The 14584-nt window shown below is 54.9% G+C and carries 11 protein-coding genes; 2 read left to right on the top strand and 9 right to left on the bottom strand.

The genetic code is table 11. The features are described 5' to 3' along the window. Window positions 1–71 precede the first annotated feature (71 nt). A complete protein-coding gene (locus tag M0R30_RS08275; protein WP_292545754.1) occupies window positions 72–1421 on the top strand; it encodes a mannose-1-phosphate guanylyltransferase/mannose-6-phosphate isomerase in 1350 nt (449 codons plus the stop codon). Window positions 1422–1483: 62 nt separating this feature from the next. Here M0R30_RS08275 and M0R30_RS08270 read toward each other — a convergent pair whose 3' ends face one another. The 9 genes from M0R30_RS08270 to M0R30_RS08230 form a co-directional block, all read right to left on the bottom strand. Continuing rightward, window positions 1484–3322 carry a YgiQ family radical SAM protein gene (locus tag M0R30_RS08270; RefSeq protein ID WP_292545752.1) on the bottom strand — a complete coding sequence of 613 codons (1839 nt, stop codon included), beginning with the start codon at window positions 3320–3322 and terminating at the stop codon, window positions 1484–1486. Between the two features lie 48 nt (window positions 3323–3370). Further along, window positions 3371–3955, bottom strand: coding sequence for a DUF296 domain-containing protein (locus tag M0R30_RS08265; RefSeq protein WP_292545750.1), 585 nt, complete (start codon window positions 3953–3955; stop codon window positions 3371–3373). A gap of 134 nt (window positions 3956–4089) precedes the next feature. Then, window positions 4090–5913: a DUF2207 domain-containing protein gene (locus M0R30_RS08260; RefSeq protein WP_292545748.1), complete on the bottom strand. Its 1824-nt coding sequence runs from the start codon at window positions 5911–5913 to the stop codon at window positions 4090–4092. A 12-nt stretch (window positions 5914–5925) separates the two neighbouring features. Next, window positions 5926–6507, bottom strand: a complete 582-nt coding sequence (locus M0R30_RS08255) for a LemA family protein (protein ID WP_292545747.1) — start codon at window positions 6505–6507, stop codon at window positions 5926–5928. 90 nt (window positions 6508–6597) lie between these two features. Continuing rightward, complete coding sequence (locus M0R30_RS08250) at window positions 6598–7569, bottom strand: EF-Tu/IF-2/RF-3 family GTPase (RefSeq protein ID WP_292545746.1); 972 nt, start codon at window positions 7567–7569, stop codon at window positions 6598–6600. Window positions 7570–7695: 126 nt separating this feature from the next. Next, on the bottom strand, window positions 7696–9987 hold the full coding sequence (locus tag M0R30_RS08245; protein WP_292545744.1) for a hypothetical protein: 2292 nt from the start codon (window positions 9985–9987) through the stop codon (window positions 7696–7698). Window positions 9988–10030: 43 nt separating this feature from the next. Next, on the bottom strand, window positions 10031–11167 hold the full coding sequence (locus M0R30_RS08240) for a glycosyltransferase family 2 protein (RefSeq protein WP_292545742.1): 1137 nt from the start codon (window positions 11165–11167) through the stop codon (window positions 10031–10033). Window positions 11168–11186: 19 nt separating this feature from the next. Then, entirely contained in the window at window positions 11187–12719 is a 1533-nt protein-coding gene (locus M0R30_RS08235; RefSeq protein ID WP_292545740.1) for a glycosyltransferase family 39 protein, read from the bottom strand. Between the two features lie 89 nt (window positions 12720–12808). Next, the gene (locus tag M0R30_RS08230; RefSeq protein WP_292545738.1) at window positions 12809–13666 is read right to left on the bottom strand and encodes a nucleoside 2-deoxyribosyltransferase; all 858 of its coding nucleotides are present in this window, start codon (window positions 13664–13666) and stop codon (window positions 12809–12811) included. 30 nt (window positions 13667–13696) lie between these two features. Between M0R30_RS08230 and M0R30_RS08225 the strand changes: the two genes are divergently transcribed. Next, window positions 13697–14188 (top strand): DUF367 family protein, encoded by a 492-nt coding sequence (locus tag M0R30_RS08225; RefSeq protein WP_292545735.1) that lies wholly within the window; start codon window positions 13697–13699, stop codon window positions 14186–14188. Window positions 14189–14584 lie beyond the last annotated feature (396 nt).

Below are 14584 nucleotides of genomic sequence, written 5' to 3'. Positions count from 1 at the left end.
GAGATTTATATGACGATTCCCGGATGAGGGGTGCAAACCAGTGCCGGGCCGGGGCTCCTGAAGGTTTTTGAATGAGATCGATCATACTCGCAGGCGGTGTCGGAACGCGGCTCTGGCCGCTCTCGCGGGAATATTATCCCAAACAGTTCCTCCAGCTCGACGGCCATTCCCTGTTCCAGCAGACGTACGAGCGGGCGATCCTTCTCTCAGGACAGGATGGCATTTACATTGTCACAAACGAGATCCACCGGTACCTTGTCCGCAACCAGATCGATGAACTCGGGTACACCCTTGACGAATCACATCTCCTCGTAGAGCCCGAGGGAAAAAATACCCTGCCTGCCATCGGGTGGGCAATGCAGAGGATCAGGAAGACCGATCGGCATGCAACGGCCGTGGTATTCCCGAGCGACCATGTCCTCGGGGATGATGCGCTCGACCAGATCTGTGCCGCTGAGCCCATTGCAAAGGACTATCTCGTAACCTTCGGGGTAAAACCCACATCGCCCCATACCGGGTACGGGTATATCCGGCCGGGCAGGAAGATTGCTGTCGGCTCGGTTGTTGAGGAATTCAAAGAGAAGCCGGACGAGAAAACTGCAAAAGGGTATGTCCGCCGGGGATATCTCTGGAACAGCGGGATCTTCCTCCTCTCCGTGGACTGTTTCTTTGCGGAACTCAAAAAATACCAGCCGGCGATGTATGCCGCACTGAAGGGAAACCGCGACCCGGATTATCCGGCCCTTGACGCGATCTCGATCGATTATGGCCTGCTGGAGCACTCGGAGAAGGTCGCGGTCGTGCCGCTGGACGCGGAATGGAACGACCTCGGGACGTTCCGGGCACTCTACGACACGGAATCCCATGACGGGGAAGGTAATGTCGGGGACGCGGAATACCTCTCATCCCGGAACAATTACGTGCATGCCCCCGGGAAACACGTCGGCCTTATCGGTGTCAGCGATCTCATTGTCGTGGACACCGCGGACGCCCTCCTGGTCTGCAATAACCGCGAGACCGAGCAGGTCAAACACCTGGTGAACCGGTATAACGCCGACAATGACCCGGTGACCCGGTTCCACCGCCAGGTCCACCGCCCGTGGGGCTCCTACACGGTCCTTGAAGGCGGGGCAACCTACAAGATCAAGCGGGTAACCGTGAAACCCGGCGAGAAACTCTCCCTCCAGCTCCATCACCACCGGAGCGAGCACTGGGTCGTGGTCAGCGGTACCGCGGAGGTCGAGCTGAACGGGGAGACACGGTTCCTGCGGAAAGGCGAGAGCACGTATGTCCACAGCGGGGCGATGCACCGGCTGAAGAACCCCGGCCAGATCCCCCTTGAAGTGATCGAGGTGCAACTCGGGGATTACCTTGAAGAAGACGACATTGTCCGGTTCGATGACGAGTACGGCCGGACGTGAACCGGCACTTCCGTTTTTTATTCAGACCTGCACACCAGGACAGGGTTTTCTGGTAGTGGTGCTTATTTTTTTGATCCCCGTAATTTTCCAAAGGACCCGTAGGTATTCCCGGGACCGGAGTGTACCAGGCACCGGGCCCCGCTGCCGATCAGGTCCTTTCGGTTAACTGCCTCCAGCCCTTCAATCACCAGCGTACGGTTCCGCGGTTCGCGGTACTGGAGCAGGGCACGCTGGACCTGCTTCTCGCGCCCCTTTGCCACGTGTACCGGTTCCATCGTGAACGGGTTGAGCCCGGTGTAAAACATGCAGGTCGAGACACTCATGGGTGTCGGCGTGAAGTCCTGGACCTGCTCGGTGTACAGGTTGTTGTCCCGGATATATTCCGCAAGCTGGACCATATCCGCAATCGTGCAGCCCGGGTGACCGGACATAAAGTAAGGCAGCAGGTACTGTTTCTTTTGTTTGCCTGTCTGCAGGGAGGAGAACTGTTCGCGGAACCGGTCAAGGACATCCTGCGGGGGTTTGTTCATGATGCCGGTAACGTTTTTTGCGATATGCTCCGGGGCGATCTTCAGGTGGCCGGAGACGTGGTGGTCGCAGATCAGTTCCAGGTACCCGCTCTGGTCTGCCATGACAAGGTCATACCGGATGCCGGAACCGATGAAGACTTTTCGGATACCGGGAATATTCCGGAGCGCCGTGAGGAGATCGCACTGGGCGCGGTGGCTGGTGTGCAGGGTCCTACAGGCCGGGCTGCAGTGCTTGTCCCGGCAGGCCCCGGTCTTCTCCCAGAGATCGCAGGAGAGACCGTACATGTTTGCCGTCGGACCCCCCACATCGTGCACGATGCCCCTGAAATGCGGCATCGTCGTCATCCGCGTCACCTCCCGGACAATCGATCCCGGGCTCCTGCCCTGGATGATCCGGCCCTGGTGGTGGGTAAGGGCGCAGAACGAGCAGCCGCCAAAACAGCCACGGTGGCTGGTCACCGAGAACCTGACCGGTTCGAGTGCGGGTACCGGCTGTTTGTAAGCCGGGTGCGCCTCGCGGGAGAACGGCAGTTCATAGATAAGGTCGAGCTCTTCCGTGGTCAGCGGCCGGGCGGGCGGGTTCTGGATGACGACCGTCTTTGGGTGCAGCTGGGCAACGGGTTTCCCGCGGACCGGGTCCTGCTCGTAATAGTGGAGGGCGAACGCCCGGGCATAAGCGGCCTTGTCCTGCGACACGTCAGAAAAACCAGGGATCTCAACAATGCCCGGTGGCCGCTGGCTGCGCCATTCCGCGAGTTCCATGGTGTAAGCGGTCCCGCGGATATCCCGCAACGATGAAACCGGTTCTCCTGCACGGAGCCGGCAGGCAATCTCCACCATCTGCGTCTCGGCCATGCCAAAGGCAAGAAGACTCGCCGGGGCATCGGCAAGGATCGCCTGCCGCACCCGGTCCTGCCAGTAATCATAGTGGGCGAACCGCCGGAGGCTGGCCTCGATGCCCCCGAGGACAACGGGGGTGCCGGGGAAAAGTTCCCGGACCTTGTTGGCGTACACGATCACGGCACGGTCGGGACGTTTCGGGACGGATCCGGGAGAGTAGACATCGTCGCTCCTCCTCTTCAGGTTCGGGGTGAGGTTGTTCACCATCGAGTCGACATTACCGGACGATATGCCAAAAAAGAGCCGGGGCGCTCCGAGCCGGGAAAAGTCCGATCCGCTCTTCCAGTCCGGCTGGGAGATGATACCAACAGAAAAGCCGGCATCCCACAGGACCCTGCCGATGAGGGCAGTCCCAAATGAGGGGTGGTCCACGTAGGCATCCCCGGTGATGAGGATGATATCGAACCGGTCGATACCCAGCCGCTCCCCTTCTTCACGCGATACCGGGAGGAACGGGGGCTGGCGGATCATAGAACGACGGGTCTGGTTATCAGTATGAGTGAGTGGCACGCCGGTTGGTTACATCGGCGGTCGCCGGGTCAGGTCGCGGATCATATCGGCGAGACCTTCGGGTATTTCATGTTCTTCTTCATCGGTCTCACCACCGGCAACCGGGCCCTCCTTCTCGCCTGCTCCCTCAGGTGCGCCGTGATCCGGTTTATCCTGGCCCCCGAGGACAGGGAGGTGGAGCCGGGTCTTCTCATCGAATTCCCGGCGGGCAGAGAGCCCGGTGATCTCGTAGATGACCGCCTCGACAATGAGGTAGGTGACCGCCTTCTCCCGCAGGCAGCCGGTCAGGGCATGGCCGGCCCGGCCTACCGAGGCATGGTAATGGATCTCCGGACCATCCTCGCCGGGATAGATCGTGCCCACGCCGAACACTTCCCATCCGCCTTCAAACATCACAAAATGGGGGACCGGGGGGATGACCGGTTCTTCCGGGCCGGTGACCATCCGCCCCTCCTTCAGGGCACCAAGGAAGACAACCGAACCGGCCTTTACACCCTTGTCGCTGATAAACTGGCGGAGCGAGACGAGCATGTCCTCCCCGTCATCGATCCTCACGACAAAGACCCTGCCGAGCTGACCTTCCGTATATTGCATACGATCAGATTTCCCTCTGGTACTCATATGGTTTGTGCGGGTTTATATCTCCTGTGACCCGTTCCGGGCAGGATTTGCCCCCGTTACCGGAGACGACACGAAGTTTGCGGGAGGGCTGGCGGGTGTTTCCCGGCTCAGCGTCCACCGGCACCGCCGCCACCGAAGCCTCCTCCCCCGCCAAAGCCGCCACCGCCGCCAAACCCTCCGCTGCCGGAACCGCCGTGGCTGGGTGGCGTAAAGACCATCAGCGGGACAAAGGCATGGTTCATCCCCATCGCCCCAACGGGCAGACCGGTATCCGCAATCTGAATGTTGAGGGACTGCATGGCTTTCTCCACCGTTTCACCAACCCCGAGGGCCGTCCCGTAGATGAGCCAGTCGCCCCACATGGAGAGGTCCGCGGGGGCATATTTCTGGATCATCGCCATATCCGAGAGGAAATGAGCGAATGCATCCCATTCGAGTTTCTCCCGGTAGCGGTCGTCCTTCCAGTGCCCGAAGAGAGTGGACGGGGCGGCAAAGGCGATGGCGACCTGCACCAGCACAACGATCCACATCACGAGGGCCGGGCCGGTAATATAACTCACCATCGGTGCGACGAAGAGGAGGATGAGGGTGACCCCGAGGAATACGATGCTGGCCAGAAGGGGCAGGACCAGGTGGTCCCTGCCGTCAACGATATACTGGCCGGAGATCGCGGTATCCACCCTGCTTGTGACATCGGTGAGCGAACGCTGGTACCGGAGGGTGGTCTCCTCGGCACTGCTGAGGGTCTGCGCCTTCTTTGCCAGCGCATCGATCTGACCGGTGTCCAGCACGCCGTTTTCCGAGAGCATGCCAATGAAGGCGATGACCCGCTGCTCGTAAGGATCGCTCACCTGCCGGGAGAGGACTCGTATTTCGATACTCTTACCGTCCTCTTTCTCGCGGATGGCAATCACTTTCCTCCGGTGGAGATCGAGCAGGGTGGCATAGTACCCGTCTTTATCAAAATCCAGTGCATCCCTGGCGAAGAGCAGGTTCACCTGCCAGGGCAGAAGCTTCGTGGCGGGCATCGTGCTCAGGTACGCCGGTACCGTGAACTCCTTCTCCCTGCCGTACCGGTAGTAAATAACGAGGAGGAGGAACGGGACAAGGATGACTGCGATCTTCCCGAGGAGATTCAGCAGGTCCGCAGCATAGTAGGGAAGGTCGTACCAGAACGCCGCCGACGCGGTTTTATCCCTCACATCATCCACCGCAGTCCGGAACCCCGGGAACCGGCTGAATGCCTCAGGCGTCCCGAGCATCTCGACTGCAAGGATCTCGTTTGCCGCAAGGCTGCCGGTGATGACATACCGGTCCCCCGCCTTTTCGGTGTGCAGTGAGGGGGGATAGGCATACACCTGGTCGATCCCCGTTGCAGGGACCGTGATCATCACGCTGCTGTACGGGATATGCGTCTCGCCGGCAAATTTCAGGTTGAGATGCGTAGTTGTCGCATCATATTCAAGCGGGGGGTGGATCGTGTATGCATATTGAGCGGTATACTCCCCTGCATCGTAGTATGACGGGTTGTAGATCCCCACTTCATTGTATTCGGCAAGCTTGCCGATACTGCTGCGGGATGACCCGGTGGCGGACGGGCCATAGACGGTGACCGTGCCGGTACTGTCCCGGATGTAACCAACCGTGCCGGAGGGAGGGGTCATCGACACCAGCCGGATATACGGCTCTGTACTGGTGTTCAGTGTAAGCGGTACCTCCCAGGTGTGGTAGAGCATACGGTACTCCCCGCTGTTCCCGACATTATAGACGTACTGTTCGGAGAGCGTCCCGTCTTCCTGGAGGACTGCTTCGTAGGAACTGGCAGTGAGGCTTCCGTCAAAAAGGGGGCCAATTACGGGGAGGAGGAGGGTGGCAAACCCGATGATGAGACCTGCCCCCACCACCCAAGCCAGTTGTCGTGTTTCGCCCACGGGAATTACCTTTTAGAACTCGATCTTCGGCGGGGTCTTGATCGCGTCCTCGAACTGGAGGTACTCGAGCTTGACAAGGTGCATCATCCTGGCAACGAAGTTCGAGGGGATCGTATCCACCATGGTATTGAATTCCTGCGAGATGTTGTTGAACGTATAGCGCTGGCGGGCGATCTCGTCCTCAAGGGTCTTGACCGAGTCCATGAGGCTTGTGACCGTGGTCGAGGTCTTGAGGTCGGGATAATTCTCCGCCACCGCAAGCAGCCTGCCGAAGATGGAGCGGGACTCTGCCTCAACCTTGTTGAGGTCGCCGGGACCCGCGGTAGCAACGCTCGCCCGCATCGCGGTGACCCGCTCAAGGGTCTCCTTCTCGAACTTTGCATAGCTCTTGACAGAGCCGAGGAGCTGGTCGATCATGTCGAGCCGCTTCTTCATCGCGACCCGGATCTGCCCGAGCGTGGCCTCGGATGAGTTCTTCAGGCTGACAAACCTGTTATAGATACCGACAATCCAGAAGATCAGTCCAATGATGACGAGGACGATGATACCCGGGATAATCCATGGAACAATCGCTCCAAAAATACCTTCCAGCATGATTTCTCGCAGTACTGATGCACGTTCCAAAAGATAAGGTGTGGTGTTGGGCGGGCATGGCAACACCGGGGACGGGTAAAAAAGGACGGGTTATTGTATGATCATCGACCCGACAACCCGGAGCTTACCGCCTTCCAGGTAGTGGAGCACGACGCGCGAACCGGGGAGATACACGAGCGCTTTTTCCATGGTGAGGGTCAGGACCGGCATCCGCCAGTCTCCCTCGACCACGGTCTTTTCGAGCCGGGTGGGAAGGAACTGCATCCAGTGCCCGGCATAGAGCACCATGCCCTCCTTGAGCGGGGCGGGCCAGTACTTTACCAGCCGGGCTTTCCCGGAGATGGTCGTGGCGTGCAGGATTGCAGGGTCGGTGGTGAGGACAAAGCCGCGGTCGAGGTCTTCGGATTCGATATTTTTCAGGGCAAGGCCGACACGGTCTCCGGTCACCGCTGTTTCGGCATCGTCATCGTGCTTCTGGATGGAGCGGATCTGTGCGGTCTTTCCGGTGGGGAGGACCTTCATGGTATCATGCTTTTTGATGCTTCCCTGCGCAACGGAGCCGAGGACAACGACCCCGACCCCTTTCACATTGAAGTGGGCGTCAACCGGCACGACTCCCTTTCCCGCAGTCTCATGGGCTTTCTGGTGGGCGGTCTGTTTTGTCGAGATCTCGAGCATCTTCTCCCGGAGACCAACCATGTCCTCTTCGAGGACCTCGTAATGTTCAAGTACTGTGCCCTTGATCAACGGGGCGATCTGGTCCGGGGAGATGTAGTTCTTGAGGATGAGCCAGCCATCGGCTTTGCCGGCTGACTGGAGCATCAGCACGCACTCGCCGAACGTGGCATTGATCTCGTCGACGACAAGGATGATACGATCCGACAGGGAGACCGCGTAGAACAGCGAGGATAATTTTTCCGGGTACCGTGTCGGTTCGATGAAGGTGACCGTTGCTTCGCCTTTCTTCAGGTTATAGAAGGTGATGTCGCTCGTTGTCCCCTTCTTTCCCAGATCCCTGGCATAATCCGGGGGGGCGAGGACCGCGACCGTGAGGTTGGACATGATACCTGATAGTTGGTTGGCTGAGAATATGAGGATTTTTTAACAGCAGACCCATGTCAGGAAAAATGATTCGGAATCGGGAAATGGTCGCGTGCTCCCCTCAAAACCGGGACGTCCCGTTCTTGATTATCGTTTCTTCTTTTTTCTCTCCGAATCCTGAACAGGTGTCCTGCCGGTCTTATCAAGATAAAGTTCAATGTTCCTGCGCTTCATGATAATCACAATTACAAGAAGGAGTCCAATTCCACTTAAAAGCGCACCGAATTTTACATCGAGAGGATCGTATCTGAAGGTGACTGATGATGTCTCCGAAGGTATCCGTACACTGACCAGATTTCCGCTATTCGATGTGTCCTGCCCGTTCATCATCCATCCCGGGTAATAGGAGGTCTTCAGACCTGCAACATCCCCGGTCCGGAACTGCCCGGAAAGTGTCACTTCATCAGGAGTGAATTTTTCAATCGTGGCAGGAATCAGCTGTTCATTCCTGACAACAAATGCATTCGGCAGAACATGATCCGGCTTGAATACTGAGATATTATTGACCTTGAATGTCACTTCGGGAAGATTCTCGTTTCCGTTCTCAAGATACGCGGTATCAACCAGATAATCAGATGTGTAATATGTCACGTTTCCGATGCCAATGGCAACCGGGATTGCCGTATCGAGGTAGTACGGGAGATACAGGCTTGCAGGATGAAGACCATTCATGACATCCCAATAGGTGAAATCCATGTGCTGAAACGCCCAGCCGTTCTCATAAACCCATACCTGGGGATTTTCTGACCCGGATTTATTGATTGCCGATATTACGTCAATTGCCGGACTGTTATCAAACGGGGGGGTGTATGTGTTCACGAAGGAGATTGAACCGGCCATCATCACAAAAATCCCGAGTACAAGAAGGCAATAGAATGCATGGCAACGGGGATTTTTCTGGTATTTTCTCCTGGTGATGAAAAAAAAGGCGAAGAGGAGACCCCCGATAATGAGGAGCTTGATTACGTCATCGGTAATTGTTGCCGCATTCAGCATGACAAGAATAAGGAGATTCAGGGCAAGTGCGAAGATAAAAAAATACAGGAGATTCTTAATTGTCGCTTTCTGGAGATAGAGGAGGAGGATAAAGGCACCAATAAGAATGACGGAGATGATGGACTCGGACGAGGGGAGGCTGAAATAGGGCAGTTCACAGAAAAAGACGAGGGCCACGAGACCGACACCGATCCGAACAGATCGTCGCTGGTCCTGGGACAAGAGGAACGATTCGCCGGATTTCAATTTATTGAAAACAATCCAGGCTCCATAGAGCGCCATCAGGAGCACAATGGGCAACAATGCACCGAAAATCCGTCCGGGGACCCTGAATCCACTGACAATCGGGAACAGGTGAATAAACGAGAGCAGGTTATTTCCCCCGTCTGACCAAATCATGGCGAAGAGCATTGCAAAAAAAGAGGGTATCGCAATCTCCCTTTTACCATATACCCAGGCAAGAATCATCAGGAGGAGGGGAAGTACTCCAATGAGGATACAGGTTTCCTCAACAGAGAATCTGGGAGAGGTTGCCGTCCCGAAAATAAAGGCCGCCAGGTCAGTACCAATGGACCCACCTCCCTCAAATGGATTGATCGGATCGATCCTGACAAGAGAATTCGATACAATCAGGTCCGGAACTGCTTTTATCGCAGCAAGGAGCGTTGTCAATAAAACTGACAGAAATAAAAATACCAGAATTTTCCGGGAGACTTTTCCCTGCACAACGTAATAGAGGAAAAAGACAAGGATGATGAGATAGGCAAAGACGAAGTGGTAGATGTTCCCGGTAAAATAAACCAGCATGGAGACGACCGAGAGCCCGATCACATTCAGGATCGTGGGGCGGTCGAACACCATGATCTTCAGGAAGAAATAAAACAGGAGAGGGATCCAGACCAGCCCGTAAAGGATGAGGTGATGACCGGTATCGATCCTCGCAAGGATCATACCGGAAAACGCAAAGATCAGGGAGAAGATTGTCAGGAGATCGTAATTTTTACAGACCAGTGAACCGAGCTTGAAGAAGGCAAAATACGCTATCAGGATATGGAGCAGGATAACGATGTTCACGATGGTCAGGTCGTGAAAGACGAGGTAGAAAGGGAACGTGAGGATATAGTATTTGTCGGATCCGGGGCTTGCCGTGGTGGGGAACCCGCCGGACCAGAGGTTGTTCCACTGCGAGAACAGATTTGTCTCAAACTGCGTATACTGCAGGGAGTTGGAGATGATATCGTGCCATTCGCCAATATATGCCGATGGTGAACTGAATACCGAATAATAGAGGATTGCGATCAGCAGAACGGGAAATACATAATAGATCAAATGAGAGTGTGTGAGATCATTTGTCCTTTTTTTTATCGATCCGATGAGATCCATCGAATATTCGTTGAAGAGGTTAGTAAAAATATATTTCTACAGGTTATTCGCTGGTCCTTCCCCACGTGAACCGGCGGTTTACTGTAAAATTCCAGATAAACCCGATGAGTGTCCCGATAAACTGGGCGGCCATATAATAGAATCCAAAACTGCCAGTCAGTATCAGTAAAACCCCCCAGTTGATTGCAGCACCTCCGGCTGAAACGATATTGAATGCAACCAGGCGGTGCCACCTGCTGGAATATTTCCTGTTCTCCTGAGAATGGAACGTCCAGAGATCATTCCAGATAAAATTATTCAGGATAGAAATTTCTATTGCAACAGCACCTGCAATAGCAATTGCAATAAAATTGTCAGTATATTCGTTAAGACAGGTATATTCAACAAGGAGAAACAGGATTCCAAGATTCACAATAATGCCGGAAATCCCCACAATGCCGAACTTGAACACTTTCTTCCATTCCCGCCAGGCAGCGCTCTGGTGATGGGTGAATGAGTACAGGGTGATGTCGGCAACCTGCTCGGCATACTCGATGATCGTCCTGATCTTCAGCTTGCTTGTCCCGATCTCCCGGTCACTGAACTCGAACGGTATCTCCTTGTCATTCTCCCACGTGCCCTTCCCCAGCACTTCAAGGAGGATCTTGTATCCCCGGGGCTTGAGTTTCGCCTCTGCCACAACACTCCTCCTGACGGCGAAGAAGCCGCTCACCGGGTCGGTGATGTCGGGGAAGAGGAGCCGGCCCAGGAACGTTGCCCCTAAGGATATTATCCTTCGTTTCAGGGGCCATTTTTTTATCCCGCCACCCTCCATGTACCGGCTTCCAATGACGACATCGCAACCTGCCCTGATCTCTTCGTACATCTTCGGGATCAGAGCCGGGGGATGGGACATATCCGCATCAATGACAACAAAAACATCTGAGGACGCATGGAGAAATCCGTCAGCAACGGATTGCGAGAGCCCGTGATCCGTTGTCCGTACCAACAGGTCGACGTTCGCCATCGTCTTTTTCAGTTCGTTGACGATGACAATCGTATTATCCGGCGAGTCGTCATCCACGACAAGAATTTCTCCGTTCAGGGTGTTCTTCTGAAAAACCGCGTCCACTTCAGTGATAATATTCCGGATATTCGCCTCTTCTTTGAACGTGGGAATGATAACCGTCAGGTCGTACATGATGGATGAGGGATTTCCTTTAGCCCGATGTGAACAGGTAAATGCCGGGGGTTGTTTCTACCCCTTTTGTGTGTTCTTCAAGCCATTTGACTGCATTGCCGGAAGGGTCTGCCGAGCTGATATCGGCGGTAACCACGTAATAAACGGTATTGTTGGCCCCGGATGATGCAATCGCTGCCAGCTGGTCTGCCGTTGATGCCCCATATTCAAATGTCTGCCCGGAAGAATTGGAGTAATAATAGTCAAACGGCTGGGCCATATATCCGGGAACGAGGACAATGAAATCTCCCGGCCGGGTGATCTGGTTGATCTGCCCTGAAAAACCCCGCCAGTCCTCCTTGGAGTATCCCGAATAATAACTCATATAAAACGGCGTGGCGACACTGAGCAGGACCAGCACAGCCATGAACCCGTACACAACCCCGCGGTTGTTAATAAAGGAATAAACGGGTTTGTAGGCAAGAGCGATCCCGATAAAAAATACCGGGGCAAGGATAATGAGATACCGGGGCACCATCGGGATCCGGTACGAGAGGAACCAGCTGATCACAAAGGGGAGGAACATCAGGACAACGAGAAGGATTCCCTTGTTCCTGTCAAGGAGAAATGCCTGGACAATCCCAATCACAAACAGGAACAGGAACAGGTACATTACCCATATTGAAAACCCGGATAACTGCCAGAATGTTTCGGGGATGATGCCCAGTCCCTGGATCCCGAACGTCGGACCTCCGGCAGTCCTTTTTGCAAAGAGCTGGATCGTGGCAAGGAGCAGCGGCAGGCAGACGATGGCAAACACCGCTCCCGCCCCGACAATTGGTTTGAATGCCCTGATATCTTTCATGACCTCAGGGATTTTAACGGCAAGGGCATACAGGAACAGGGTCCCGATGATCACGAGCGTATAGAAATGAGACCAGAATGCGAGGGCGGACATGAGACCAAAGAGGATCCAGTGGGTCAGGTTATCGCTCTTGATCGCTTTTAAGAAAAAGACCATGGCAAACGCGATAAAGAAAAGCCCCATGGAGTATGCCCTTGCCTCCTGGGAGTACTGGATAAGAAATGGTGAGAACGTGCAGATCGCTGCAGCAATAATCCCCACATTCCTGTCAGCGAACTCCTTTCCCACATAATATACGAGGGGGATGGTCAGAACGCCAAAAAGGGCCGGGACGAATCTTAAAATGACCTCGTTATTCCCGAAGAAGAGCATGATGTGCTCAATCCAGTAGAAGAGCGGGGGGTTGAACTCCCCGGCTGCGGTTGCCTGCCAGATCTCAGGGATCGACATCTTTGCAAAGGTGTATGTCGAGGCCTCGTCAAGCCAGAGAGAATTGAATCCCAGGTTGAAAAAACGCAGGATAGCGCCGATAAGCGTGAGAGAGAGGAGGATCTGCACATACCGGCTGTTCATGACCATGGACTTCACATGGGCGGGTGTGATGTCCTTACAGGAGAGGACAGGGCTGGTATAGTCCCCATCCAAATCACAGACAACCACCCCGGTTGTATTCTTCCGGTCTTTCCGGCCCTCGCGCTTTTTCGCCATAGCAACTCAGTACTATTGCGTAACACGTCCAATATAGTTTATCGCTTCAGCGTTTCCGAGGATTTTTCAGGTCTTCTTTTCAACCATCATTATCGATCATGTTGCAGTAACAACGGGGATCCCATGGCGTCAATCAGGTCGTCTGTGGAAGTGACGACCCTTGAAGATTGTTCGAGCATCAGGTTGACCTTCTCTGAGGTTCCCACGCAGCGGAAATCGGTCCGAAGAGAAAAAACCGGTTTACCCAGCGCATAGGCATATCCCATCTCCCAGGCCGTGCCGGAATCAGCATCGGCACCATCAATGATTGAGACAACGATATCTGCCTGTTCAAGGACCTTTTTGTTCTTCGAGAAGAGCCGTTTGTGCTCGCTTTTCCCTCTGACCGCTGAATCGTCACCGGCATCCTGCGGCAGGTAGACCTCAAACAGGTTCTTCCTCATGAGTCCTGCAAGGAGGGAGTTATAGGAGCGTTCCGCCTCAGAGAAGAGTGGTGCTGCAAGGTACACTCTGTACCGGGAGAACGTGATCGTATCCATTGCAGGGACCCGGGGGAAGCGTGAGAGAAACACTCCCCGTCCTGGCCGTTTGGGAGATTCGTCCCCCCGGCTCCCGTAATATGTTGTTGTGACACCGCACGTTGGTGAAGAATTGACCCCGATCATGCAGAGCGGAGGTCCCCGTTCAGAGATAACCTTGCATACCGCATCTTCCAGGGTCTCCAGCAGCCGGGAGAATGCCGGGGTGTCCAGCCGTTCAAGGAACATGCCCGGCTTCCGGGTGGGTCCCAGGAAGAGCGTCTCAGGGCACGGCAGGGGGACCATTTCGATCCCGAACGCCTTGCACCGGGCTTTCGTGCGGTCAAATGCATCGAGATCCGAGGGTCTGGTAATGCCCTCCGCCCGGAGGGCCGGGTTGAGTATACAAGGGCTGCACAGCACGTACATTATTTTAGTGTGTGCACGCACAGATGATCAATGATCCCCCTGTACGCCTTTCGGGACAACAGCTGCGATCCCTGTAAATGTACGGTCAAGAAGCTTGAGCGGGCCGGTTTTCTCAAAATTTTCAAGATCCTGTCACAGATCCCGCGCAATACCCTTATTCTTGATCCCACGGCCGAGCAGGCACTCTCTCCCGCAGACCGGTACGTGAAATCCCTTACCGTACTGGACTGCTCGTGGGAGGTGCTCGACACCGGTGCGATCAGCTCGTGGCGGATACGCAGGGCGCTCCCCTTCCTGATGGCCGCAAATCCCGTCAATTTCGGCAAGCCCTGCAAACTTACCTCGGTTGAAGCGGTTGCAGCGGCACTTTATATCATGGGCGAACAGGAGCGGGCGGGCGAGCTGCTCTCGAAAGTGAACTGGGGGATCCGGTTCCTTGAGGTGAACAGGGAGCCGCTCGAACTCTACGCCTCGGCAAAGGACAGCACGGAAGTTGTCAAGTACCAGGCGCTATTCATCTGAGTCCATGCAAATTTTTTCTTTTTCTGTTCTGGAGAAACGCACATGAACGAAGGTTCATACCTGAACCATGAAAATTACCCGAATGGTTAACCCACCGTTGTTGCGTTCCATGGGAAAAGCCAGGGAATAATTCCCGCGTAAGGATCAAACCACCGGATTTTGCCGGTTAAAAAAGCGGGATTGTTTCGTGTATTTTAGGGTAATCTTCCGTGTTCCCGCGAAGAAGTTCACCGGAAAAATCCGAGATGGGTGGTGCTGTATCCCATCGCACGGGAAAATTTTTCTGTACCCACGCGACCCCCCCACCCTTCAACATCACGCCAGTTTACATTTTATGACGTGAAATTTATACCTTTTAGCTCAAGATCAAGAACAGCTGAGGGGGGTCGCACGGGT

Source organism: Methanoregula sp. (assembly GCF_023227875.1).
In the GTDB taxonomy this organism is placed as follows: domain Archaea; phylum Halobacteriota; class Methanomicrobia; order Methanomicrobiales; family Methanospirillaceae; genus Methanoregula.
This window is presented reverse-complemented; position numbering and strand designations above follow the sequence as displayed.

Excerpts from the sequence above, each read along its gene's own strand:
- M0R30_RS08275 (WP_292545754.1), top strand. The coding sequence starts at position 72 with ATGAGATCGATCATACTCGCAGGCGGTGTCGGAACGCGGCTCTGGCCG.
- M0R30_RS08270 (WP_292545752.1), bottom strand. The coding sequence starts at position 3,322 with ATGATCCGCCAGCCCCCGTTCCTCCCGGTATCGCGTGAAGAAGGGGAG.
- M0R30_RS08265 (WP_292545750.1), bottom strand. The coding sequence starts at position 3,955 with ATGCAATATACGGAAGGTCAGCTCGGCAGGGTCTTTGTCGTGAGGATC.
- M0R30_RS08255 (WP_292545747.1), bottom strand. The coding sequence starts at position 6,507 with ATGCTGGAAGGTATTTTTGGAGCGATTGTTCCATGGATTATCCCGGGT.
- M0R30_RS08250 (WP_292545746.1), bottom strand. The coding sequence starts at position 7,569 with ATGTCCAACCTCACGGTCGCGGTCCTCGCCCCCCCGGATTATGCCAGG.
- M0R30_RS08245 (WP_292545744.1), bottom strand. The coding sequence starts at position 9,987 with ATGGATCTCATCGGATCGATAAAAAAAAGGACAAATGATCTCACACAC.
- M0R30_RS08240 (WP_292545742.1), bottom strand. The coding sequence starts at position 11,167 with ATGTACGACCTGACGGTTATCATTCCCACGTTCAAAGAAGAGGCGAAT.
- M0R30_RS08235 (WP_292545740.1), bottom strand. The coding sequence starts at position 12,719 with ATGGCGAAAAAGCGCGAGGGCCGGAAAGACCGGAAGAATACAACCGGG.
- M0R30_RS08230 (WP_292545738.1), bottom strand. The coding sequence starts at position 13,666 with ATGTACGTGCTGTGCAGCCCTTGTATACTCAACCCGGCCCTCCGGGCG.
- M0R30_RS08225 (WP_292545735.1), top strand. The coding sequence starts at position 13,697 with ATGATCCCCCTGTACGCCTTTCGGGACAACAGCTGCGATCCCTGTAAA.